Annotated in this window: 19 protein-coding genes; 10 read left to right on the top strand and 9 right to left on the bottom strand. The window is 65.3% G+C overall.

Annotation, left to right across the window (positions count from 1 at the left end; genetic code table 11):
* Positions 1 to 7: 7 nt before the first annotated feature.
* From guaB to G566_RS0102545, 3 genes are read left to right on the top strand one after another with little or no spacing between them, the layout of a single operon-like run.
* On the top strand, positions 8 to 1,501 hold the full coding sequence (gene guaB, locus G566_RS0102555; RefSeq protein WP_029131161.1) for an IMP dehydrogenase: 1,494 nt from the start codon (positions 8 to 10) through the stop codon (positions 1,499 to 1,501).
* On the top strand, positions 1,498 to 2,643 hold the full coding sequence (locus tag G566_RS0102550; RefSeq protein WP_022679116.1) for an RsmB/NOP family class I SAM-dependent RNA methyltransferase: 1,146 nt from the start codon (positions 1,498 to 1,500) through the stop codon (positions 2,641 to 2,643). The genes guaB and G566_RS0102550 overlap by 4 nt, the downstream gene beginning before the upstream one ends.
* A 26-nt stretch (positions 2,644 to 2,669) precedes the next feature.
* Positions 2,670 to 3,155, top strand: coding sequence for a tetratricopeptide repeat protein (locus G566_RS0102545; protein ID WP_022679115.1), 486 nt, complete (start codon positions 2,670 to 2,672; stop codon positions 3,153 to 3,155).
* Between the two features lie 10 nt (positions 3,156 to 3,165).
* On the opposite strand, the gene G566_RS0102540 is transcribed toward G566_RS0102545, so the two are convergent.
* The 5 genes from G566_RS0102540 to G566_RS0102515 form a co-directional block, all read right to left on the bottom strand.
* The gene (locus G566_RS0102540; RefSeq protein ID WP_022679114.1) at positions 3,166 to 3,519 is read right to left on the bottom strand and encodes a glyoxalase superfamily protein; all 354 of its coding nucleotides are present in this window, start codon (positions 3,517 to 3,519) and stop codon (positions 3,166 to 3,168) included.
* An 8-nt stretch (positions 3,520 to 3,527) separates the two neighbouring features.
* Positions 3,528 to 4,352: a 16S rRNA (adenine(1518)-N(6)/adenine(1519)-N(6))-dimethyltransferase RsmA gene (gene rsmA / locus G566_RS0102535; RefSeq protein WP_022679113.1), complete on the bottom strand. Its 825-nt coding sequence runs from the start codon at positions 4,350 to 4,352 to the stop codon at positions 3,528 to 3,530.
* Positions 4,353 to 4,355: 3 nt separating this feature from the next.
* Complete coding sequence (pdxA, locus tag G566_RS0102530) at positions 4,356 to 5,354, bottom strand: 4-hydroxythreonine-4-phosphate dehydrogenase PdxA (protein WP_022679112.1); 999 nt, start codon at positions 5,352 to 5,354, stop codon at positions 4,356 to 4,358.
* Entirely contained in the window at positions 5,354 to 6,700 is a 1,347-nt protein-coding gene (locus G566_RS0102525; protein WP_022679111.1) for a peptidylprolyl isomerase, read from the bottom strand. The genes pdxA and G566_RS0102525 overlap by 1 nt, the downstream gene beginning before the upstream one ends.
* Positions 6,701 to 6,832: 132 nt before the next feature.
* Positions 6,833 to 9,151, bottom strand: a complete 2,319-nt coding sequence (locus G566_RS0102515) for an LPS-assembly protein LptD (protein WP_169522743.1) — start codon at positions 9,149 to 9,151, stop codon at positions 6,833 to 6,835.
* Positions 9,152 to 9,253: 102 nt separating this feature from the next.
* Between G566_RS0102515 and G566_RS0102510 the strand changes: the two genes are divergently transcribed.
* Together G566_RS0102510 and ndk are read left to right on the top strand one after the other, a co-directional pair.
* Entirely contained in the window at positions 9,254 to 10,729 is a 1,476-nt protein-coding gene (locus G566_RS0102510; protein ID WP_022679108.1) for a leucyl aminopeptidase, read from the top strand.
* 87 nt (positions 10,730 to 10,816) lie between these two features.
* Positions 10,817 to 11,239 carry a nucleoside-diphosphate kinase gene (gene ndk, locus G566_RS0102505; RefSeq protein WP_022679107.1) on the top strand — a complete coding sequence of 141 codons (423 nt, stop codon included), beginning with the start codon at positions 10,817 to 10,819 and terminating at the stop codon, positions 11,237 to 11,239.
* Positions 11,240 to 11,296: 57 nt separating this feature from the next.
* Here ndk and G566_RS13290 read toward each other — a convergent pair whose 3' ends face one another.
* From G566_RS13290 to purM, 3 genes are read right to left on the bottom strand one after another with little or no spacing between them, the layout of a single operon-like run.
* Complete coding sequence (locus tag G566_RS13290) at positions 11,297 to 11,785, bottom strand: GNAT family N-acetyltransferase (protein WP_022679106.1); 489 nt, start codon at positions 11,783 to 11,785, stop codon at positions 11,297 to 11,299.
* A 4-nt stretch (positions 11,786 to 11,789) separates the two neighbouring features.
* Positions 11,790 to 12,728 carry a phosphoribosylglycinamide formyltransferase gene (purN, locus tag G566_RS0102495; RefSeq protein WP_022679105.1) on the bottom strand — a complete coding sequence of 313 codons (939 nt, stop codon included), beginning with the start codon at positions 12,726 to 12,728 and terminating at the stop codon, positions 11,790 to 11,792.
* The gene (gene purM / locus G566_RS0102490) at positions 12,721 to 13,821 is read right to left on the bottom strand and encodes a phosphoribosylformylglycinamidine cyclo-ligase (RefSeq protein WP_040605364.1); all 1,101 of its coding nucleotides are present in this window, start codon (positions 13,819 to 13,821) and stop codon (positions 12,721 to 12,723) included. The genes purN and purM overlap by 8 nt, the downstream gene beginning before the upstream one ends.
* 82 nt (positions 13,822 to 13,903) lie before the next feature.
* Here purM and G566_RS0102485 point away from each other — a divergent pair, with 82 nt between their 5' ends.
* Genes G566_RS0102485 through G566_RS0102470 form a run of 4 tightly spaced genes read left to right on the top strand, consistent with a single transcriptional unit; the run spans position 13,904 to position 19,503 of the window.
* Positions 13,904 to 15,133: a hypothetical protein gene (locus G566_RS0102485; RefSeq protein ID WP_022679103.1), complete on the top strand. Its 1,230-nt coding sequence runs from the start codon at positions 13,904 to 13,906 to the stop codon at positions 15,131 to 15,133.
* Positions 15,130 to 15,741: an HdaA/DnaA family protein gene (locus G566_RS0102480; protein WP_022679102.1), complete on the top strand. Its 612-nt coding sequence runs from the start codon at positions 15,130 to 15,132 to the stop codon at positions 15,739 to 15,741. Before G566_RS0102485 ends, G566_RS0102480 begins: the two co-directional genes overlap by 4 nt.
* Before the next feature lie 50 nt (positions 15,742 to 15,791).
* On the top strand, positions 15,792 to 17,978 hold the full coding sequence (locus tag G566_RS0102475; RefSeq protein ID WP_022679101.1) for an RNA degradosome polyphosphate kinase: 2,187 nt from the start codon (positions 15,792 to 15,794) through the stop codon (positions 17,976 to 17,978).
* Entirely contained in the window at positions 17,971 to 19,503 is a 1,533-nt protein-coding gene (locus G566_RS0102470; RefSeq protein ID WP_336433245.1) for a Ppx/GppA family phosphatase, read from the top strand. The genes G566_RS0102475 and G566_RS0102470 overlap by 8 nt, the downstream gene beginning before the upstream one ends.
* Here the strand turns inward: G566_RS0102470 and rnd are convergent.
* Positions 19,500 to 20,669, bottom strand: a complete 1,170-nt coding sequence (rnd, locus tag G566_RS0102465; protein WP_022679099.1) for a ribonuclease D — start codon at positions 20,667 to 20,669, stop codon at positions 19,500 to 19,502. The two genes, G566_RS0102470 and rnd, sit on opposite strands and share 4 nt — an antisense overlap.
* A 91-nt stretch (positions 20,670 to 20,760) precedes the next feature.
* Between rnd and aspS the strand changes: the two genes are divergently transcribed.
* A complete protein-coding gene (gene aspS / locus G566_RS0102460; protein WP_022679098.1) occupies positions 20,761 to 22,542 on the top strand; it encodes an aspartate--tRNA ligase in 1,782 nt (593 codons plus the stop codon).
* Positions 22,543 to 22,581: the final 39 nt, after the last annotated feature.

Genomic DNA, 22,581 nt, shown 5'->3' with positions numbered 1-22,581 from the left:
GCCCATCATGTCATCCCGGATCAAGGAACCCCGCCTGGGCCTGACCTTCGATGATGTGCTGCTGGTGCCGGCCGCATCCGCCGTGTTGCCCAGCATGGCCGATACTTCGACACGGGTGACCAAGGGCATAAGGCTCAACATCCCGGTGCTTTCCGCCGCGATGGACACGGTGACTGAAGCCGACATGGCGATCACCATGGCGCAGCTGGGTGGCATCGGCGTGCTGCACCGCAATCTCACCGTGGAAGAACAGGCGCTGGCCGTGCGCCAGGTGAAGCGCTTTGAAAGCGGTATGGTGGTCAACCCGATCACGCTGACACCCGATCAGACGCTGGCTGATGCCCGCGCGCTGATGGCCAGCCACGGCGTTTCGGGCTTTCCGGTGGTGGAGAAAGTCGGCCCCGGTGGCGCCCCCGGCCGTCTTGTCGGCATCGTCACCAACCGCGATCTGCGCTTTGCTGAAAATGACGCGCAGCCGATCGCCGAGCTGATGACGAAGGAAAATCTCGTCACCGTGCGCCCCGGTGTGACCGAATCCGAATGCCGCCGCCTGCTGCACAACCGCCGCATCGAGAAACTGATCGTGGTGGATGATGATGGCCACTGCATCGGCCTGATCACCATGAAGGATATCGTGCGCGCGGTTAACCACCCTAACGCCACCAAGGATGAAGCCGGCCGCTTGCGCGTTGCCGCTGCCACCACCGTAGGCGATACCGGGTTCGAACGCACCGAGGCGCTGTTGGATGCCGAGTGCGATCTGATTATCGTTGATACCGCCCACGGCCACAGCGACCGCGTTGCCGAAGCGGTGGCGCGCATCAAGAAGCACAGCAATAGCGCCCAGGTGATTGCCGGCAACGTGGCGACCGCTGCTGCCGCCATGGCCCTGATCGATGCCGGTGCTGATGGCATCAAGGTGGGCATCGGGCCAGGTTCGATCTGCACCACGCGCGTTGTCGCCGGCGTGGGCGTGCCGCAATTGACCGCGGTGATGGACACCGCCGAAGCCGCCTGGAAACTGGGCATTCCGGTGATCGCGGATGGCGGCCTGCGCACCAGTGGCGACGTCGCCAAGGCGCTCGCCGCCGGCGCCAGCGCGGTGATGGTGGGCAGCCTGCTCGCCGGTACCGAGGAAGCGCCGGGCGAGACCTTCCTGTGGCAGGGCCGCACCTACAAGAGCTATCGCGGCATGGGCAGCGTGGGCGCCATGGCGCGCGGCAGTGCGGATCGTTATTTCCAGCAGGACATCAAGGATCAGCTGAAGCTGGTGCCGGAAGGCATTGAAGGCCAGGTGCCCTACAAGGGCCCGGCAAGCAATGTCTTGCACCAGCTGGTGGGCGGCGTGAAGGCGGCGATGGGCTACACCGGCTCTGCCACGCTGGAACAGTTCCGGGAGCGGGCGGAGTTCATCCGCATCACCAATGCCGGCCTGAAGGAAAGCCACGTGCACGACGTGACCATTACGCGCGAAGCCCCCAACTATCCGACAGGCGGATGATCCCCGCCGCACGGCTTCAGGCCGCCATCGAGATATTGGATCAGGTGATCACCGCCGCGCGCGATGGCGGGGCCGCAGCCGACACGATCATCCAGCGTTATTTTTCCACCCGGCGTTATGCGGGATCGAAGGATCGGCGCGCGGTGCGCGATCTGGTGTTCGCCGTCATCCGTTCACTGGGTGAGCGCCCGGTTTCCGGCCGCGCCGCGGTGATCGGCCATGCCCGCGCCCATGATCCCGAGTTGCTGGCGTTGTTTGGCGCGTCCGGCCATGCGCCGCCGGCACTGGTCCATGGTGAACCGGCTGCTACGCCTGGCCTGGCCCCATCCTGGCTGGAGCGCATGTTGATCGATCGGTTTGGCGATGATGCGGAACGGCAGGTGACGGCGCTGCTGGACCGGGCGCCGCTGGATGTGCGGGTGAACGCGATGCGGGCCAATCGCGATGCGGTGCTGGCCAATCATCCCGATTGGGAATTGCTGCCGAACACCGCGCACGGCGTGCGGTTGCCATCGGGCACCAACGTCGAAGCGCTGCCGGAATTTGGCGAAGGCCTCATCGAAGTGCAGGACGCCGGCAGCCAGATCGCGGCCGCCACGCTGGCGGCGCGGGCGGGCGAAACGGTGGTGGACCTGTGCGCCGGCGCGGGCGGCAAGACACTGGCGCTGGCGGCCGATATGGCCGGAGAAGGTCGGCTGATCGCCTGTGATACCGATCGCGCCCGGCTGAGCCAATTGTCGCCGCGGGCAACACGGGCCGGCGCGGCGGTGGAAACACGGCTGCTCAATCCCGGCGGCGAAGCGCAGGCGCTGGCTGATCTGATGGGCAGTTGTGATGCCGTGCTGATCGATGCACCCTGTTCGGGCAGCGGCACCTGGCGGCGCAATCCCGAAAGCCGCTGGCGGCTGAATCCGGCGCGACTGGAACGGCTGGTGGCGACGCAGGCCATGCTGATCGAACTGGCCACCTTGCTCCTCAAGCCCGGCGGGCGGATTGTCTATATCGTCTGTTCGCTGCTGCCAGCCGAGGGCGAAGCGCAGTTGGCCGCCACACCGAACTTGGGACCTTGGCAGAGCCGGGTGCTCACCCCGGCCGATGATGGGTGCGACGGCTTTTTCATCGCGCAGTCATCCCGGCTTTGATAGAAGTAGCGTCAGGGAGACATTTGATGCGTTTCACGTTCCTGCTGCCGCTGGCCCTGCTTACCACCGCCGCTGTGGCCGCGCCAGGCCGCGATGATCAATTGAAGCCGGTTTCGCTGCAGATGGCTGCCGCTGGCCATGCTGCGCTGGCTGCCGGCAAACCGCAGGACGCCATAGACAGTTTCGAAGCCGCGCTGGCCAGTGATCCGCGCAATGTCGGGGCGTTTGCCGGCATTGCCGCCGCCTATGAAAAGCTGGGCCTGCCCGGCAAGGCGGTAAAATATTATCGCGACGCGTTGGCGCTGAACCCGTCGGATATTGCCGCCCTGGAAGGCCAGGGCCGGGCGCTGGTGGCGCGCGGCGCGACGGCGCGGGCGCAGATCAACCTCGCCCGCATCAAGGCGCTGTGCAAGGCCGATTGCGGTGCCGCGACACGTCTGGAGGGCGTGATCGCCAAGGCCAGCGCGCAGGCCAGTGTGGCGCCGGTGAAGAGCAAGACCACGCAGGAGTGAGCCGGCCGGTCTAGTCTGCTTCGCCGATATCGATGCGGTTACCATCCGGATCGGCCAGCACGAAGGCGCGCATGCCATAATCCTTGTCGGCGATGGTCTTGATGATCGGAACTGCGTGCGCAACGCAATGAGCATGCAATGCATCAACGCCGGTGACGTTTAGATGGGCCACATTGAATTCCGGGCCACGCCAGCCCGGGGCGAGCAACAGGTGGAGTTCGGCAGCATCGCGTTCGAGGATGGTGAACTGTACCGGGTCGCCATTCTGCCAGACCACGGCAAAACCCAGCAGATCCTGATAGAATTCCACGGCGCGCGCCATGTCTGTCACGCCGATGCTGGCGGCCATCCGGCCAAAGCGCACCGCCGCCTTCAGCCCAGCCGCGCCGCAGCGTTGGCAAACGCCTCTACCGGCACGGTTTCGGCCCGGGCTTCGGGCTTGATGCCTTCGGCTTCCATCGCTTCCAGTGCGCCGGGCAGGCCTTTCAGGCTGGCGCGCAGCATCTTGCGGCGCTGGCCGAAGGCTGCGGCCGTCAGTGCGGCAAGGCGGGCCGGGGTGGCGGTGCTCAGCGGTGTCGTGGGCACGAGGTGGACTACCGCGCTTTCCACTTTGGGCGCGGGCACGAAGGCGCGGGCCGGCAGGGTGAGGGCGATCTTCGGCGTGGAGCGCCACTGTGCCAGCACAGCGAGCCGGCCATAGGCATCATCACCTGGGCTCGCGATGATGCGCTGGGCGACTTCCTTCTGGAACATCAGCGTGAGGCTGGCCCACCATGGTGGCCATTGTGGGCTTTCCAGCCAGCCGGTGAACAGGGCTGTGCCGATATTGTAGGGCAGGTTGGCCACAATATGGGCGCCGTCCCCGGCCAGCGCGCGCGGATCGACGGCCATGGCATCGCCGCCGATCACGGTAAGGCGGCCATCGGCGGCGGCGGCAAGTTCGGCCAGCGCGGGCAGGGCCCGGTCATCACGCTCAACCGCAAACACCTGCGCACCGGTGCGCAGCAGGGCGCGGGTAAGGCCGCCGGGGCCGGGGCCGACTTCGTAGACGCGTGACTCTGGCCCGAGTCCGGGAATGCGGGCGATGCGATCGAGCAGATTGGTATCGGTGAGGAAATTCTGGCCAAGCGATTTCTTGGCATTGAGCCCGTGCCGGGCAATGACCTCGCGCAGCGGCGGCAGGGTGGGCAAAGCCATGGCTCAGCCGGCGGCGCGGCGGGCGGCGCATTCACCGGCCATGCGGATGGCGGCGATCATGGCGCTGGGGGTGGCCAGCCCCTTGCCGGCGATATCGAAGGCGGTGCCATGATCGGGCGAGGTGCGCACGATCGGCAGGCCAAGCGTGACGTTGACACCATCATCGAAATGCAGCGCCTTCAACGGGATCAGCGCCTGATCATGATACATGCACAGCGCCACGTCGTAACGGGCGCGGGCGGACGGGTGGAACATCGTATCGGCGGGCAGGGGCCCGATCACGTCGATACCCTCGGCGCGCAGGGCCTCGATGGCCGGGCGGATGATCTCCACCTCCTCGCGGCCCAGCGTGCCCTGTTCGCCGGCATGCGGGTTGAGGCCGGCGATGGCCAGGCGCGGGTTTTCGATGCCGTAATAGCGGATCAGCGCCCGGGCGGTGATGCGGGCGCGAGTGATGATCAGATCGGCGGTGACCAGTCGGGGCACCTCGGCCAGCGGCACGTGCACGGTGAGCGGAACGGTCCGCAGGCTGGGCCCGGCCAGCATCATCACCGCATTGGCCGGCGCGATGCCGCAGCGTTCGGCAATAAATTCGGTCTGTCCCGGGTAGGTGAAGCCGATGGCGAACAATTGCGCCTTTGAGACCGGCCCGGTGACCAGCGCCGATGCCATGCCCTGGCGGGTGATGCCGGCGGCCAGTTCCAGGCTGTCGAGCGCGCAGCGGGCGCCGGCCAGATTGGGTTCGCCGGGCACAATCTCGCCGGGATCATCAACCTGAATCAGTGGCAGCGCGCCATCGAAGGCAGCGGCCGCGGAGGCCGGATCAGACAGCACGGCAATCGGCCCATCCCACACGGCGCGGATCGAACGTGCGTCACCAATGGCAAGGAATGGCGGCAGCCCGGCGGCGACCCGTTGTTCCCAGGCGCCGGCGATAATTTCCGGGCCAATGCCGGCCGGATCGCCGATCGAAACGGCCAATGGCGCCGGGATTGGTGCCATCAACGATAGTCGACGATAGCGTCGCGCCGCAGATCGCGCAGGTAACGGCGGGCGCGCATGTTCACGCGCTCATCGTTCATCTGGGCGTAGATTTCCTCGAAATTGGGTGCCTTGGCCTGCACCTGGCTGTCGTCGCGCCCGCACAGCACCAACACGCGCAGGCCTTCTTCGGCCGAACCGAAGGCCGGGGTGGCTTCGCCGATCGACATGCGGCCCAAAATGGCCTGCAACTGCGCCGGCAGATCCTTCATGCGCACCGCATCGTTGACAGCGACTTCGCCGCCCACCTTCTGCGCCAGCGCCTCGACACCGCCACAACCGCCCATGTTCTGGCTGAGCCTGCCGATTTCCTCCACCTTGGCGCGGGCCTGGGCTTCAGTGGTATCGGCCTTCAACGGGATGGTGAGCTGTTTCAGGCTGAGCTGCGCCATCAACGGATCGGCAGCCAGCACCTGGCGCTTTTCGATCAGCGCCATGATGGCGACACCGCCCGTTACCGGGATGGCATCGGTGACCTGGCCCGGCTCCAGCGCTGCCACGACGGTCGAAACGGCGCTGTTCAGCTGCTCGCCGCGCACCCAGCCCAGATCGCCGCCAAGGCCGGCCGAGGAGGCTTCGGAAAATTGGCGGGCATAGGCGACGAAGCTCGCCCCGCCGCGCACCTGGCCAACGATGCGCGAGGCATCCTGCATCACCGCATCAAGCGTTTCCGGCGTGGCCGACAGGAAGATTTCGCCAACATGAAATTCGTCTTTGCCCTTGGCGGCGTTCAGCTTGTCGATCACCTGCTGGACTTCATCGTCACCGACATTGACCATCGGTTCGACCTTGCGGCGCAGCACCCGGCTCCACGCCATTTCGGCGCGGATCTGGGCCTTCAGGCTGTTTGACGAAGAGCTGTTGCCTTTCAGGTAGATTTCGAACTGTGCCGGCGTGCGCTTGAAATTCTGGGCAATGCGCTCGAACGAACGGGTGACTTCCGCTTCATTGATGCGGATGTCGTTTTCGGCGGCTTCCTGAAGTTGCAGTTTTTCATCGATCAGGTTGCGGATGATCTGCAGGCGCAGGCGCTGCTTTTCTTCATCAGCAACGCGGCCGCCATTGGCTGCCAGCACCAGACCGAGGCGCTGATCGATATCCGTGTCGGTGATCACATCGCCATTGACGATGGCCTGGGCCTTGCGCAGCGTCGGGTCGACATCGCCCAAGACCACCATTTCGGGCAGATCATTGGCTGAAAACGTGCGGGGCGCGGCCTGGGCCAGCAGGCTGGCGTTGCCCGCGGGCACCACCATGGCCCCAGCCACGGCAAACCCCAGCAGTCCGTTCAGAAATTTGACCTTCATTCACATGCTCCGAAGCGCCGCAGCGCAACCCCGAGCTTTGCCCTTAGCGCAAGGGCAGCGATCGGGGAAAGCGCTTGTTTGGGCCAGACCGGGCCGCAATGGCGACCGCCGCCTGAACGGCCGCTGAAAACATCATTGACCCAGCGTCTTGAAGGCGATGCTGATCTGGAAATTGTTGCCGGGGCGGAAATCGCGGTCACCCACATAATCGCGGCGCCAGCCGATGCCGAAGCGGAAACATTCATCCTCATACTGGATGCCAACCAGGTGGCGGATACCGCGGAAGCCATCACCATTGGCCAACGGGTTTTCCGCCTTGGTGGTGAGATCGATGATGGCATTGCCGAACAGCGCCCAATAACGCGCGATGGCAACGCGCCCGGCGATGCGCAATTCCTGCCGGTCTTCCAGATCTTCCAGCGTGACGTTGCGGTTGAGCCGGATATACGCCGCCGACACATAGGAACGCCGGCCGCCGAGCGTGAGATCGATTTCATTGCGGCGAACAGCGAAATTATCCTTGTCGAGCCGAAAGCGGTGGGTCAGTTCCACCAGCCGGCCGATCTTCAGGCTGGTGCGGCCCACCACGTCGGAGACGCGGCCGCGAAAGCCGGTGCCATCGGCAAATTCGCTGCCATCACCGTTCAAGCGCAGCGACTGGCCGATTTCGGCGCGCAGCTGCCAGCCGGGCCGATCAAGTGTATATTCGGCGCCATAGGTGAGGCGGCTGCCGCTTTCAACGCGATCAAGGCCCGGCGTGCGGTTCAGATCGAACAGCGACACATCTTCCAGTTCAAAGGCGCGGGCATCTTCGTTGGCAAAGCCATTGTTGGCGATGCGCGGCGCCGCCACCAGTTGCACCCGCGGGCTGATCACCTGCTCGCCGCCAAAGGCCGGGCCGGCAAACGGCCAACTGACATCAACCGCCGCCAGCGCCACAGCGCGCCCGCGCCAGCCATCACGGCCGGCATATTCGGGGAAGGTGGCGAGTTCTGAATTGCGCACATCATAAAGATCACCGCGTACCAGGCCGGTGAAGCCGATGCGCTGACCCATCTGCGTGTAGAAGTTGCGATCCCAGCGGCCCCAGCTGACGGCGCGGAACATGTCTTGCCCACTGTTGCGGGTGAGCAGCAGCGAATTGGCGCCCAGCCGCACCTTGCCGCCGGCCACATTCCAATCGGGCCGCCAGTCATAATCGATCAACGGCAGCGCGAGCGGGATCTCGCCGCCGCGATCGGTGGCGCGCAGGCCCTGGAAATACCAGGCTGAAATCGACAGCCAGCTTTCATCGGTGACGCGTTCCAGCACATAGGATGATCGCAGCGTATCATCGAAACCCAGGCCATAACGGCGGTTGAACGTGTCGTCCGTCGTCAGGCGAACCGAGAACACTGATCGCCATTTACTGTCGTGCTGCAACCGGCCCTTCACGCCCAGATAGCCGCGGAAGCGTTCGCCCTGGTCCACTTCCGTCACGCCATCGGCAGCCAGATCAAAGCGGCGCGAGAAAGTGAACATGCCATCGACCTGGATTGGGCCGTCCTTCAGCAGCCGCCGCGCCTGAAAGGCCAGCGCCGGATTGGTGGCGGTATAAAGCCAGGGGGTGATGGTGAAATCCTGATCCGGCCCGGTGGCGAAGTGGATCGGCGCCGAAACGCCCAGGCCCAGCTGCCGCTGGATTTCGACTGCCGGCACCAGCACTCCGCCGGCGCGCGGGGAACCACCATCAGGATGCGACAGTGTAGGCAGGAACAGCACCGGCACCGGCACGCCGAACATTTCCAGGCTGGCATTCTTATAGGAGATACGGTGGCGATTTTCGTCATAGACGATGCGCACCGCCTTGATCTTCCACACCGGCGCCTGCGGGCAGCCTTCGCTGTCCACCACGGCGCAGGGGGAATAGACGGCGCGATCCATCGTGTAACGGCGGTCGCTGCGCGTGGCGGCCTTTGCTCCCAGCCGGCCGCCGTCGTTCAGCACCAGCAGCATGTTGGCGATGGCGCCATCCTTCAGGCTGTCGGAAAGCGTAATGCGGTCACCCAGCGCCTGGTTGCCGGACGGATCGGTGATCTGCACATTGCCGATGGCCACCACCTCGCCGGCCTTGCTGTCTGACCCGCGGGCATATTCCACGCGATCGGCCAGCAGCGCATAGCCATCGCGCGACACCTTCACCCGGCCGCTGGCAACCACCAGCTGGCGTTCTTCATCATAACTCAGCTGATCGGCTTCGAAATCCACCACATCGCCGGGTGCCGGCAGGTTGGCGCGGCGTGGCGGTGCATCAGGATCGCGGTTGACTGGATCCTTGTTGCCCAACAAGGCCGGAGACATGCGCTGGGCCAACGCCGGGGCCGGCAGCAGCGCAAGGCCAGCTGTCGCCAGCAGCAGGCTGGCGCGCACGGCAGGCCAGCAGGGGGCGGGCAGGGTGGTGGAAGCGGGCACATCCGGTCGATAGCCGGGCCATGCCGGGCCTGCAACCATCTGCTTGGCGAAGGCGTGAGGCGCGCCTAATCAGAACGCCTGTTCGAATCGAAAGGGATTTTCATGCTCGCCATTTCCTATCTGGCTAATGTGGCCGAACCGGTCGCTGCGCTCGTGGTGTTTGCCGGCCCGGATGGCGCGCTCAGCGCCGGGGCCAAGGCGGCCGATGCCGCCGCGAAGGGGGCGGTGCAGTCGGCGGTCAAGGCCGCGCGATTTGAGGGCGGGGTGGGTGAAATTGTCGAGTTGCTGGCCCCCGCCGGCCTTTCGCATGGCCGCCTGCTGCTGGTGGGCACTGGCCCCACCGACAAGATCGATGCCGGCGTCGCTGAACGCATCGGCGGTGCCATCGCCGCCCGCCTGCTGCTGAGCGGCGAGACGACGGTGAGCGTGGACGTTGCCGGCGTGCTGGATGGCGATCTGGCGGCGAACCTGGCCCACGGCGCGGTCCTGCGCTCGTGGCGCTTTGATCAATACCGTACCACGCAGAAGGACAAGCAGAAGCCGACACTGACCAGCCTGGCCATCGTGGGCGCCGGCGAGGTGACGGCGCACGATCGGCTGATGGCGATTGCCGGCGGCGTGGCGCGCACGCGCACGCTCGTCACGCTGCCGCCGAACGTGCTGTATCCGGAAAGCTTCGTCGAAAGCGCCCGTGATCTGGCCGCGCTGGGCGTTGAACTGACCATTCTTGATGATGCCGACATGAAGAAGCACGGCATGGGCGCACTGCTTGGCGTGGCGCAGGGTTCGGTGCGCCCGGCGCGCATCCTCGCCATGCGCTGGAATGGCACTGGCCGTGATGACGTGAAGCCGGTGTGCCTGGTTGGCAAGGGCGTCACCTTCGATACCGGCGGCATCAGCCTGAAGCCGCCGGCGGGCATGGAAGACATGAAGTGGGACATGGGTGGCGCAGGCGCCGTCACCGGCGCGATGCACGCGATTGCGGCGCGCAAGTCCAAGGCGCACGTGGTCGGCGTGGTTGGCCTGGTGGAGAATATGCCCGACGGCAACGCCCAGCGCCCCGGCGACGTGGTGACCACCATGAACGGCCAGACCGTTGAAGTGATCAACACCGATGCCGAAGGCCGGCTGGTGCTGTGCGATGCGATCTGGTGGGCGCAGGAAACCTTCGGGCCAGAAGTGGTGGTCGATCTCGCCACGCTCACCGGCGCGATCATCATCAGCCTGGGCAACGAACATGCCGGCATGTTCTGCAACGATGATGGCCTGGCCAAGCAGTTGAAGATGGCGGGCAATGAAGTGGGCGAGAAACTGTGGCGGATGCCGATCGGTGAGGCTTACGACAAGCTGATCGACAGCGACATTGCCGACATCAAGAACGTTGGCCCGCGCGAAGGCGGCTCGATCACCGCGGCGCAGTTCATCGGCCGCTTCATCAAGCCCGGCGTGAAGTGGGCGCACCTGGATGTGGCCGGCACCGTGTGGGCCAACAAGCCCGGCGCGCTGTTCGACAAGGGCGCCACCGGGTACGGCGTGCGCCTGCTCGATCGCTTCGTGGCGGACAATTTCGAAGGCTGAGCCACGCGCTCACGGCTTGCAATCAGGGGGCGCGGCCTGTAGGGGGCCGCGCATCCTCCATCCCGCACTGCAACACAGGAATTTTCCATGGCGATCACCCGCACCTTTTCGATCATCAAGCCCGATGCCACCCGTCGCAACATCACCGGCAAGGTGAACGCGATGATCGAAGGCGCTGGCCTGCGCATCGTGGCGCAAAAGCGCCTGCACCTGACCCAGGCCCAGGCCGAAGGCTTCTACGCCGTCCACCGCGAGCGCGGCTTCTTCGGTGAACTGGTCGCCTTCATGATCAGTGGCCCGGTCGTCGTTCAGGTGCTGGAAGGCGAAGACGCCGTTCCGGCTTATCGCGCCGTCATGGGCGCCACCAACCCGGCCAACGCCGACGCCGGCACCATCCGCAAGGAACTGGCCGAATCGATCGAAGCCAACACCGTGCACGGTTCGGACAGCGACGAAAACGCCGCGATCGAGATCGCCTATTTCTTCGCGCAGACGGAAATCGTCGGTTAAGCCTTAGTGCTCGACCGAATTGGAAGGGGCCGCGGCAATCGCCGGGGCCCCTTTTTTTCAGCCTGGCCAGTTGCTAGTTGGCCTTGAAAGGTAACGCACCAGCTTGGTGCCACCCGGCAGGGCGGCCCGGCCAACCTCTGCAAAGCCCAGGCGTTCGTGAAAGGCATCGGAGGCCGGGTTGGGCGGGTCGCTATTCACTTCGCAGCCAATCATCGGCACGCCCTCTGCCGCCGCTCTGCGAAACAGTTCGTCGTACAGCGTGCGGGCCACGCCCCGGCCACGGGCTGCGGCGGAAACGATCACGCGGTCGATATAAACGAAGCGCGTAAGCCGCGCCTTGAACCACTGAAAATTGATGCCTGGGTGATCGCTGGTGTCGTCCAGTGCAATCAGAAAACCATCCTGCCCGTCGGTGCCGGCAAGACCGAGGTGCCAACTACTAGCCAGCAGCTGTTGCAGCGTTGCCGGCATCAGCGGCGAGGTTTCGGTTTCGTGGGCGGCGTTGAGCGCCAACAGATTGGCCGTTACGGCGGGCGTGATGGTCATCGCTTCAGAACGGCAGCATCGCCAGACGCTTGGGTGCGCACAGTCGCCACGCCGCGCTCAGCATGGCCTCGATCATTGCCCAGTCCGGCCCATCGGTGAGCACGACGCCGACCCAGCCGGCGGGGCCGAAATATTTGGGGCGGAAGAAGCGATCCGGGTCCTGCTCGATCAGCATGGCGGCTTCGTCAAGGCCGGAGACTTTCAGCAGCAGCGCGGTGATGCCGTCGCCGTGGTGGTTGTCGCTGAAATAGGCGAAAAACTTGCCGCCCTCGACGAAGAAGCCGGGAGAGCCGTGGGAGAGTTTCTCGGCCGCCGCCGGCAGGTTCAGCGCCAGGCCGCGCACGCGGGTGAGCAGGGCTTCGGGGCGCTGGTCTGCCGACACGAAATCGGCGAGCACGCGCGGGTAGAGCTGGTGTTCGGCATATTGCACCCGCACGGCGAGGCTGTCGGGCGTATCGCCGGGCAGCACCTTGATGCGGGCCTGGCCCAATATGGGCCCGTCATCCAGTTCGGGGGTGACGATATGGATGGTGCAGCCGGTCTCGGCCTCGCCCGCGGCCAGCACGGCTTCGTGGGTGTGCAGGCCCTTGTGCTTGGGCAGCAGCGACGGGTGGATGTTGAGGCAGCGGCCCTGCCAGTGGGTGACGAATTCGGCGGACAGTAGCCGCATGTAACCGGCGAGCGCGATGTGGGTGACACCGGCCTGTTCCAGTTCGCGGGTGATAATTGCATCGAACTCGGCGCGTTTCAGGCCCTTGTGGCTGTGGGCGAAGGTGGGGACGCCTTCCGCTGCCGCCAGCGCAAGCCCGGCAGCATCGGGATCATTGCTGCCAACGACGACGATCTCATAGGGGCAGTCATAAAGCCGGCTGGCATAGAGCAGCGCGGCCATATTGCTGCCGCGCCCGGAGATCAGGACGCCAACGCGCGCCTTCTCAGGCATCGTGGCTGGCCGTCCAGGCGGCCGCTTCGCCCCATTGGCCGGGCGCGCCGTGGATTTCGCAGCCCTTCTGGCCGGCGATGATTTCGCCGATCACGCTGGCCTGTTCGCCGGCGTCGATCAGCGCGGCGATCACGGCGTCGGCCTCGGTGCGGTCCACCACAAGCACCATGCCGGTGCCGCAGTTGAACGTGCGCGCCATTTCAGCCGCTGCAACACCGCCTTGCTCACGCAGCCAGTCAAACAGCGGCGGCAGCGTGGGGGCGGCGACCAGCGCACGCGAACCGGCCGGCAGCACGCGCGGGATATTCTCGAGGAAGCCACCGCCGGTGATATGGGCCAGCGCCTTGATGCGACCAGCGCGGATCAATGGCAGCAGCGGCTTCACATATATGCGGGTGGGTTCAAGCAGGGCTTCGGCCAAGGTGCGGCTGGGATCGAAGGGGGCAGGGGCGTTCAGATCGGCACCCGAACGCTCAAGGATACGGCGGATGAGGGAATAGCCATTGCTGTGCGCGCCCGACGAAGCGACGCCAACGATAAGCTGGCCCGGCGCAACGCCATCGCCGGTGAGTTGCTCGCCGCGCTCGACCGCGCCGACGGAGAAGCCCGCGAGATCATAATCGCCGGCCGTATACATGCCGGGCATTTCCGCTGTCTCGCCACCGATCAGGGCGCAGCCGGCTTGTTTACAGCCATCGGCGATGCCGGCGACAACGCGGGCCGCAACGCCATTCTCCAGCTTGCCGGTGGCGAAATAATCCAGGAAAAACAGCGGTTCAGCGCCCTGCACGATGAGATCGTTCACGCACATGGCGACCAGATCGATTCCCACCGTGTCGTGGCGGCCGGTATCGATGGCCAGCTTCAGCTTGGTGCCCACACCATCATTGGCGGCGACCAGCAGCGGGTCTTTATAGCCGGCGGCCTTGGGATCGAAAAAGCCGCCAAAGCCGCCCAGTTCGGCATCTGCACCCGGCCTTGCGGTGGCGCGGGCCAGCGGGGCAATCATCTTCACCAGCGCGTTGCCAGCAGCGATATCCACGCCGGCATCAGCATAGGTAAGAGGGGGGGTGAGGGGGCGTTTTTCGCTCATGCGCGCCGCCATAGCGCCAGATGCAGCCAAGCGCCAGCATCCGCGCTTGGCAATCGGGGCGGTGCGGCCCTAAACAGCATGCGTGAAGCGCATCCTTGCCCTTGTAGCCGGCGCTGGCCTGATCGCAGCGATTGCCGTGGCCCAGCAGGCCAGCCGCAAGGCCGAACGCCCGGCGTCTGATCCATCAGGCGGGGCGGGCAGCGCCTATGCCGTGGGCGGCATTGATGTGGATGTGACGGCGAAAACCGTTGACGACGCCCGCCGCGCCGCGTGGACGCAAGCGATGCGCAAGGCCTGGCCGATCCTGTGGGCGCGGCTGGCAAACCAGCCCGAAGCCGAAGCGCCGCGGCTTTCGGATGGGCAGATCGATGGCATGGTGGCCGGCATCGAAAGCCAGGGCGAACAGTTTTCCGCCACGCGTTATATCGCCCGGCTGGGCGTGGTGTTCGATCGCAGCCGGGCCGCCGATTATGTGGGCGGTGTGGCCAGTCTGCAATCGCCGCCGATGCTGCTGCTGCCCTTGCTGGTGGATGGCGGCGCCGCGCAGGTAACGCAGTCGCGCACGGCCTGGCGCGATGCCTGGGGGCGCTGGCAGGGCAATGTCACGCCGATCGATTATGTGCTGCCCGGCGGCACCGCGGCCGACAATCTTTGGCTGAGCGCAGCGCAGGTGCGGCGCACCGATCCGGCCGGCTGGCGCAGCATCATCACCCGCTTTGATACGGTCGATGTGCTGGTGGCCGAAGCCCGGCTGACAAGGACCTATCCCGGTGGCCCGATCCGGGCGCTGTACATCGCGCGCCACGGCGCGGCTGGCACCGAATTGGGCCGGCTGGCACTGAAGGTGGGCAGCGAGGCTGGGCTGGCCCGACTGCTGGATGAAGGGGTGAAGGGCATCGATGCGCTGTATGCGCAGGCGTTGCGTGATGGTCGCTTGCGCGCCGATCCCGATCTGGCGGTGGACGTGGGAGCGATCATTGCGGCCGATGTGCAGATTGGCACGCCGCCGCCTGATTCGACCCCGGTGCTGATTGCCGCCATCACGCCGGACAATGCCAGCCTGGCAGCAACGGAACGCCTGTTGCGCGGCATTGCCGGCGATGTGTTGATGGCCCAGGTGGCGGTGGGTGGCACCAGCCGCATCGAAGTCGCGATGCCCGGCGGCGAAGCGGCCTTGCGCACGGCACTGGCTGCCCGTGGTTGGGGGCTGGAGCGGCAGGGCGCCGATCTCGTGCTCCGCCGGCTGCCGGCACCGCCGGCTGCTGCGCCAAAGCCACCGGCGGCGCCGGCTGCTACCTATCCTGCGCCATGACGCAGGCGCCCGAACCGGCGTTGCCGCTGGCCTGGCCGGCTGATCTCAGCCCGGACCGTCTTGCGATCACCGAAGCCAATCGCGCGGCGGCGGCCTGGCTGGCAGCGCCCGGCCTGTGGCCGGTGCCAGTGACGTTGGTTGTTGGCCCGGCCGGCAGCGGCAAGACCCATCTGGCGCGCTGGTTCTCTGCCCATCACCGGGCCAGCGTGATCGAAGGCGCCGAGGCCGAAGACCCGGAACGCCTGTTTCACGCATGGAACGCCGCCAGCCGCGAGACGCCGCTGTTGCTCACCAGCCCGCTGGCCCCGCGTGACTGGGGCCACGGCCTGCCCGATCTCGCCAGCCGGCTGGCCGCCACGCCGCTGGTGCGGTTGGGGGAACCGGATGATGAACTGCTGGCCGCCGTACTGGCCAAGCTGTTTGCCGAACGCGGGATAAAGGTGGGCGATGATCTGATCCGCTGGTTGGTGGTGCGCATCGAACGCAGCCTGGTGACGGCGCAGGCCGTGGTCGACGCGCTTGATGCCGCCGCGCTGGCCCGCCGGCGCGCCATCACCATCCCGTTGGCCCGCGAAGTGGTGGACGGGCAGGGCGAATTCGGGTTTTAGAACCCCTGTCCCTCTACCCAAAAGGCGCGTTGCGGGCTAAGGCTGTGGCCATGCCCACATCTGCTCCCAACCCGCTTGTTGCACCCGCCATTCCGGCCAGCGAGCGCTATTTCAACCGCGAGCTGTCGTGGCTGTCGTTCAACGAACGGGTGCTCGCCGAAGCCATGAACCGCACGCACCCGTTGCTGGAACGGCTTCGTTTTCTGTCGATTTCAGGCAACAACCTCGATGAGTTTTTCATGGTGCGCGTCGCCGGCCTGCGCGGCCAGGTGCAGGCCAGTATCGAAACGGTGAGCGCGGAGGGCATGACACCGGCGCAACAGCTGGTCGCCATTGCCGAACAGGCCGATCACCTGATGGAAGAACAGCAGCGGGTGTGGAGCCTGCTGACCAAGGAGCTGGCGCGCACCGATTTTCACGTCATCACCGCTGGCAAGCTCACCAAGGCGGAGCGGGACTGGCTGCAGACGCATTTCCTCGATCAGATTTTCCCGGTGCTCACCCCGCAGGCGATCGATCCGGCGCACCCGTTCCCGTTCATCCCCAACAAGGGCTTTTCGCTGATCCTGGAACTGCGCCGCCAGTCCGACGATGAACTGCTGCGCGCGCTGTTGATGCTGCCGGCGATGCTGCCGCGCTTCATCCGGCTGCCGGGCAAATCGGTGCGCTGGATCAGCCTGGAAAACACCATCCGGGCGTTCTTTGATCAATTGTTCCCCGGCTATGATCTGGTTGGCGATGGCGCTTTCCGGGTGATCCGCGATTCCGATATCGAAGTGGAAGAAGAAGCCGAAGATCTGGTGCGCTTTTACCAGACCGCGCTGAAGCGCCGCCGCCGCGGCGAGGTGATCCATCTCACCATGGAAGAAAACGCCCCGCCCGGCCTGCTGATGCTGGTGAAGAGCCAGTTGGGCGTCGATGATCGCGACACCATCCTGGTTTCGGGCGTGCTGGGCATCAACGATCTGGCGCTGCTGGTGGATGAAGACCGGCCAGATCTGAAGTTCGAACCGCACACGCCGCGCTTTCCGGAGCGCATCCGTGAACATGGCGGTGATTGCTTTGCAGCCATCCGCAGCAAGGATTTGGTGGTTCATCACCCCTATGAGAGCTTTGAAGTGGTGTTGGCCTTCCTGCGCCAGGCTGCGGCCGATCCCGATGTGATCGCCATCAAGCAGACGCTGTATCGCGCCGGCAAGAACAGCCCCATCGTGCGCGCCCTGATCGATGCCGCCGAAGCCGGCAAATCGGTGACAGCGGTGGTCGAACTGAAGGCCCGTTTTGACGAGGAGCAGAATATTCGCTGGGCCAGCGAATTGGAACGCGCCGGCGTGCAGGTTGTATATGGTTTTGTGGAATGGAAAACGCACGCCAAGCTGAGCATGGTGGTCCGGCGCGAAGGGGCGGCGATCCGCACCTATGTGCATTTCGGCACCGGCAATTATCACCCGATCACGGCGCGCATCTATACCGATCTGTCGTTCTTTACCGCTGATCCGCTGCTGGCGCGCGATGCGGCCCAGGTGATGAACTATATCACCGGTTACGTGCAGCCGACCAAGCTGGAGAAGCTGGCGATGGCGCCACTGGCCATGCGCAGCCGGCTTTATGGCCTGATCGACGAGGAAATTGCCCACGCCAAGCAGGGCCGACCGGCCGCCATCTGGGTGAAGCTGAACAGCCTGGTGGATGCCGGCATCATCGAGAAACTCTATGAAGCCAGCGCGGCGGGCGTGGAGATTGATCTGATCGTGCGCGGCATCTGCTGCCTGAAACCGGGCGTGCCAGGGCTTTCGGACAATATCCGGGTGAAATCGGTCATCGGCCGTTTCCTTGAACACAGCCGCATCTGCGTGTTCAGCGGCGGCCACGAACTGCCCAGCCGCCATGCCCGCGTGTTCATCTCCTCGGCCGACTGGATGCCGCGCAACCTTGATCGCCGCGTGGAGATCATGGTGCCGATCGAGAACCCGACCGTGCACGCCCAGGTGCTGAACCAGGTGATGCTGGCCAATCTGAAGGACAACCAGCAGAGTTGGGAACTGTCGGCTGACGGCCGCTACACCCGCGTGGTGGACGACCGTGAAGAACCGTTCAACCTGCACCGCTATTTCATGACCAACCCCTCGCTGTCGGGGCGCGGCCAGATGAAGGATGCGAAAGCCGTGCCGGTGCTGATGCTGCCGGATGAGGAAGAGGACCTGAGCGAGCAGAGCGATGCCGCCGGGCTTGCCTGAACCCGTGCTCAACCTGGCGCGCAAGGTTGGGCTAAGCCCGGTGCCGGCACCTGCTGGTGATGACCGCTGCGCCATCATCGACATCGGCAGTAATTCGATCCGGCTTGTCGTCTACCACGGTCGCACCCGCATGCCGGAAACGATGTTCAACGAGAAAGTCATGGCCGGGCTGGGTCGTGGGATCGCGGCCAATGGCCGGCTGAGCGACAACGCCATGAATGTGGCCGTGGCCGGACTTCACCGCTTTGCCGCGCTGGTGCGGGCGATGGGCGTCATGAACGTGCGAACCGTCGCCACCGCCGCAGTGCGCGAGGCGAAGAATGGGCAGGCGTTCATCAATCGGGTCGCTGCCGAATGCGGTCTGGCAATCGAGGTGATCGATGGCGAGGCCGAAGCGCGCGGCGCCGCAATGGGCCTGGTTTCGGGCATTCCCTTTGCCGATGGCGTGGTGGGTGATCTGGGCGGCGGCAGCCTGGAATTGATCCGCGTGTCGGGCGGCGAGATGGGCAACCGCATATCGTTGCCGATCGGTGCGCTGCGGCTGGATGCAGTGCGCAAGCGCGATCGCCGTGCGCTGGGGCCGTTCATCGCCAAGGCGCTCGACAAGGTGGAATGGTCGGGCGAAGGCAAGGGCAAGCCGTTCTACATGGTGGGCGGATCCTGGCGGGCGCTGGCGCAGATCCACATCTGGATGACGGGCCATCCGCTGCCCATCGTCCACCAGTATGAAATGCCGGCAACAGCGCCGGGCAAATTGTTTCGCAGCCTGTCGCACACCGAACTCGCCACGCTGAAGGCGGTGCCGCACCTGTCCACCTCGCGGCTGCCATCATTGCCCGGTGCGGCGATGCTGCTGGCGGCAGTGGTGAAGAAACTGGGCTCGTCCAGCGTCATCGCCTCGGGCTTCGGCCTGCGCGAAGGGTTGCTGTATGACGATCTGTCGCCGCAGGATCAGGCGCTTGATCCACTGATCACCGCCGCCCGCGCGGAAGGCGCCCGCCAGGGCCGCTTTGCCGAACATGGCGACATGCTGTTCGACTGGATGGACCCGCTGTTTGCGGATGAGCCATCCGGGGACCGCCGGCTGCGGCTGGCGGCGTGCCTGCTGTCTGACATCGCGTGGCGCGCCCACCCGGATTTCCGCCCGGAACGCGGCGTGGACGTGGCGCTGCACGGCAATTGGGTGGCTGTGACGGCCGCCGAACGGGCCGCGCTGGCATGTGCCCTGCATTATTGCTTTGGCGGCGATCCGGAAGCGCCGGTGATGTCGACCTTGATTGCGCTGGCTCCGGTGCCGCTGCTGGTGCGCGCCCGCGCCTGGGGCCTGGCGCTGCGGCTCGGTCAGCGCCTGACCGGTGGCACTGCCGTGGGCCTGGCTGCAAGCCGCCTGGAGCGCCATGGCGACACGCTGGTGCTGCGGTTGGGCCAGTCCCACGCTGATCTGGCGGGTGGTGATGCCGTGCAGCGCCGGCTGAAACTGCTGGGCGGCGCGTTGAACCTGACGCCGCGGCTGGAATACGCTTAATCGCCGCTCAGCTGGCTCATCTTGAGCTTGCCATCCGTCACGGCAAAACCCAGCCGGCCTTCAACCAGCGCCAATGCATCGGCGCCGAAAATATCGTGCCGCCAGCCCTGCAGCACATCCAGCCCATTGCGCTGGCCGGCGGCGAGCAGTTCCAGATCATCGGCGCGCACGATCAGTCGCGGCGCGACGCCGGCTTCCTTGGCGCGGATCTTCAGCAGCAGCTTGAGCAGATCGGCGATCAGCGCGCCTTCGGATGACAGGCCGGGCCGCTGCGGCTCGCGCGCCGGCATTTCGTCGGCTTCCAGTGGTGGCGCATCTTCCACCGCTGCCATCAAGCGGGCACCGATGGCATTGCCGCCCCACGCCGCCGAAAGCCCGCGCACCTTGGCCAGATCGGCTTGGCTGCGGGGCGGGGAGGAAGCAAGATCGGCCAGCGTTTCGTCTTTGACGATGCGACCGCGCGGCACATCCTTGTCTTGCGCTTCCAGTTCGCGCCAGCGCGCCAGCGCCTTCAGCCGGCCCAGCACATCGGCCTTGCGGCTGGGCAGCCGCAGCCGCAGCCAGGCGCGTTCCGGATCGTTGGCATAGGTGGCGGGATCAGACGCGCGCGCCATTTCATCGTCCAGCCACTCGCCGCGGCCGGTACGGCGCAACTTGTCCACCATCCGGGGGAACAGCTGGGCAAGATGAGTGACATCACCGATGGCATAATCGATCTGGCGATCGTTCAGCGGCCGGCGCGCCCAATCGGTGAAGCGGGCGCCCTTATCCACCTGGATATTGGCATAGGCCGCCACCAGGTTGGTGTAACCAATCTGTTCGCCCAGCCCCAGCGCCATCGCGGCGATCTGCGTATCGAACAGCGGCTGCGGCGTCTTGCCGGTGAGATTGTAGATGATTTCCAGATCCTGCCCGCCGGCGTGGAACACCTTCAGCACCGGTTCTTCCACCAGCAGCTTCAACAATGGCGCCAGATCGAGATCGGGGCTCTTCGGATCGATGGCGGCGGCTTCGTTCGGGCAGGCGACCTGCACCAGGCACAGATCGGGGTAATAGGTGCTCTCGCGCATGAACTCGGTATCAACCGCGACGAAATCAGCGGTAGCCCAGCGGGCGCAAAGTTGTTCGAGAGTCGCGGTGTCCGTCACCAGCGGATGAATCAGCATGGGGCCCGTTACTCCAATCTCGCCGCTTGACAAAGCGGTGAATGACGTGTGCTAGCCGCCCTTCAAAACAAAGTTGCCGGAACACGGAAAAATGCACGTTTATCGCACCCACAACTGCGCCGCCCTGCGCGCCGCCGATGCCGGCCAGACGGTCAAACTGTCGGGCTGGGTCCACCGCAAGCGCGATCATGGCGGCGTGCTGTTCATCGATCTGCGCGATCACCATGGCCTCACCCAGATCGTCGCCGGCCCGTCGTCGCCGGCGTTCCCGGTGCTCGACCGCATCCGGGTGGAATCGGTGGTCACCATCGTTGGTGATGTCGTGCTGCGCGAAGGCGGCGCTATCAACAGCCGGCTGCCCACCGGCGAAGTGGAAGTGCGCGCCAAGGATATCACCATCCAGTCCACCGCCGATGAACTGCCGATGCCGGTTGCCGGTGAGGCCGAATATCCCGAAGATATTCGCCTGAAGTATCGCTTCCTCGATCTGCGTCGCGACCGCTTGCATCAGAACATCATGCTGCGCAGCAATGTGATTTCGTCGCTGCGCCGCCGCATGATCGATCAGGGGTTCATGGAATTCCAGACGCCGATCCTCACCGCCAGCAGCCCGGAAGGCGCGCGCGATTATCTGGTGCCCAGCCGCGTCCACCCCGGCAAATTCTATGCGCTGCCGCAGGCGCCGCAGATGTTCAAGCAGCTGCTGATGGTGGCCGGCTTCGATCGTTATTTCCAGATCGCGCCGTGCTTCCGCGATGAAGACGCGCGGGCTGATCGCAGCCCGGGTGAATTCTACCAGCTCGATTTCGAGATGAGCTTTGTCACCCAGGAAGATGTGTTCGCCGCGATCGAACCCGTGCTGGCCGGGGTGTTTGAAGAGTTCTCCGGCTTCGGCGGCCGTGAGCCGTGGGCGGTCACCAAGGGCGCGTTCCCGCGCATTCCCTATGCGGAATCGATGCTGAAGTATGGCAACGACAAGCCCGACCTGCGCAACCCGATCGTCATCAGCGATGTTGGCAGCCATTTTGTCGGTTCGGGCTTTGGCCTGTTCGCCAAGATGGTGGAGAGCGGCAATGTCGTGCGCGCCATTCCGGCGCCCGGCACGGCCGAAAAGAGCCGCAAGTTCTTCGACGACATGAACGAATGGGCGCGCAGCGAAGGCTATGCCGGTCTCGGCTATGTCACCCGCAAGGGCGGTGAGTTCGGCGGCCCCATCGCCAAGAACCATGGCGAGGAAGGCATGCTGGCGCTCTATGAGGCGCTCGGCCTTGGCCCGGATGACGGCTGTTTCTTCGCCGCCGGCAAGGAAGCCCAGGCGGCCAGGCTGGCCGGGCTCGCCCGTACCCGCATCGGCACCGAACTGGGCCTGATCGAGCAGAACGCCTACAAATTCTGCTGGATCGTCGATTTCCCGATGTTCGAGTACGATGAAGACGCCAAGAAGATCGACTTCAGCCACAACCCGTTCTCGATGCCGCAGGGCGAACTGGAAGCGCTGGAGACCCAGGACCCGCTGACCATCAAGGCGTATCAGTACGACATCGTCTGCAATGGCGTCGAACTGTCGTCGGGCGCCATCCGCAACCACCGTCCGGACATCATGTACAAGGCGTTCGAAATCGCCGGCTATACCCAGGAACAGGTGGACGCGAACTTCTCCGGCATGATCAACGCCTTCAAGTTTGGCGCGCCGCCGCACGGCGGCTCGGCACCGGGCGTGGATCGCATGGTGATGCTGATCGCCGATGAACCGAACATCCGCGAGGTCATCGTTTTCCCGATGACGCAGAAGGCCGAAGACCTGATGATGAACGCGCCGGCGCCGGTGACGCTGAAACAGCTGCGCGAACTGCATATCCGCATCGTCGACTAAGCGGGGCTTGCCTCCATGCCGGCGGGCTGCCAGCCTGCC

The organism is Sandarakinorhabdus limnophila DSM 17366 (assembly GCF_000420765.1).
Classification (GTDB): Bacteria; Pseudomonadota; Alphaproteobacteria; order Sphingomonadales; family Sphingomonadaceae; genus Sandarakinorhabdus; species Sandarakinorhabdus limnophila.
This window is presented reverse-complemented; position numbering and strand designations above follow the sequence as displayed.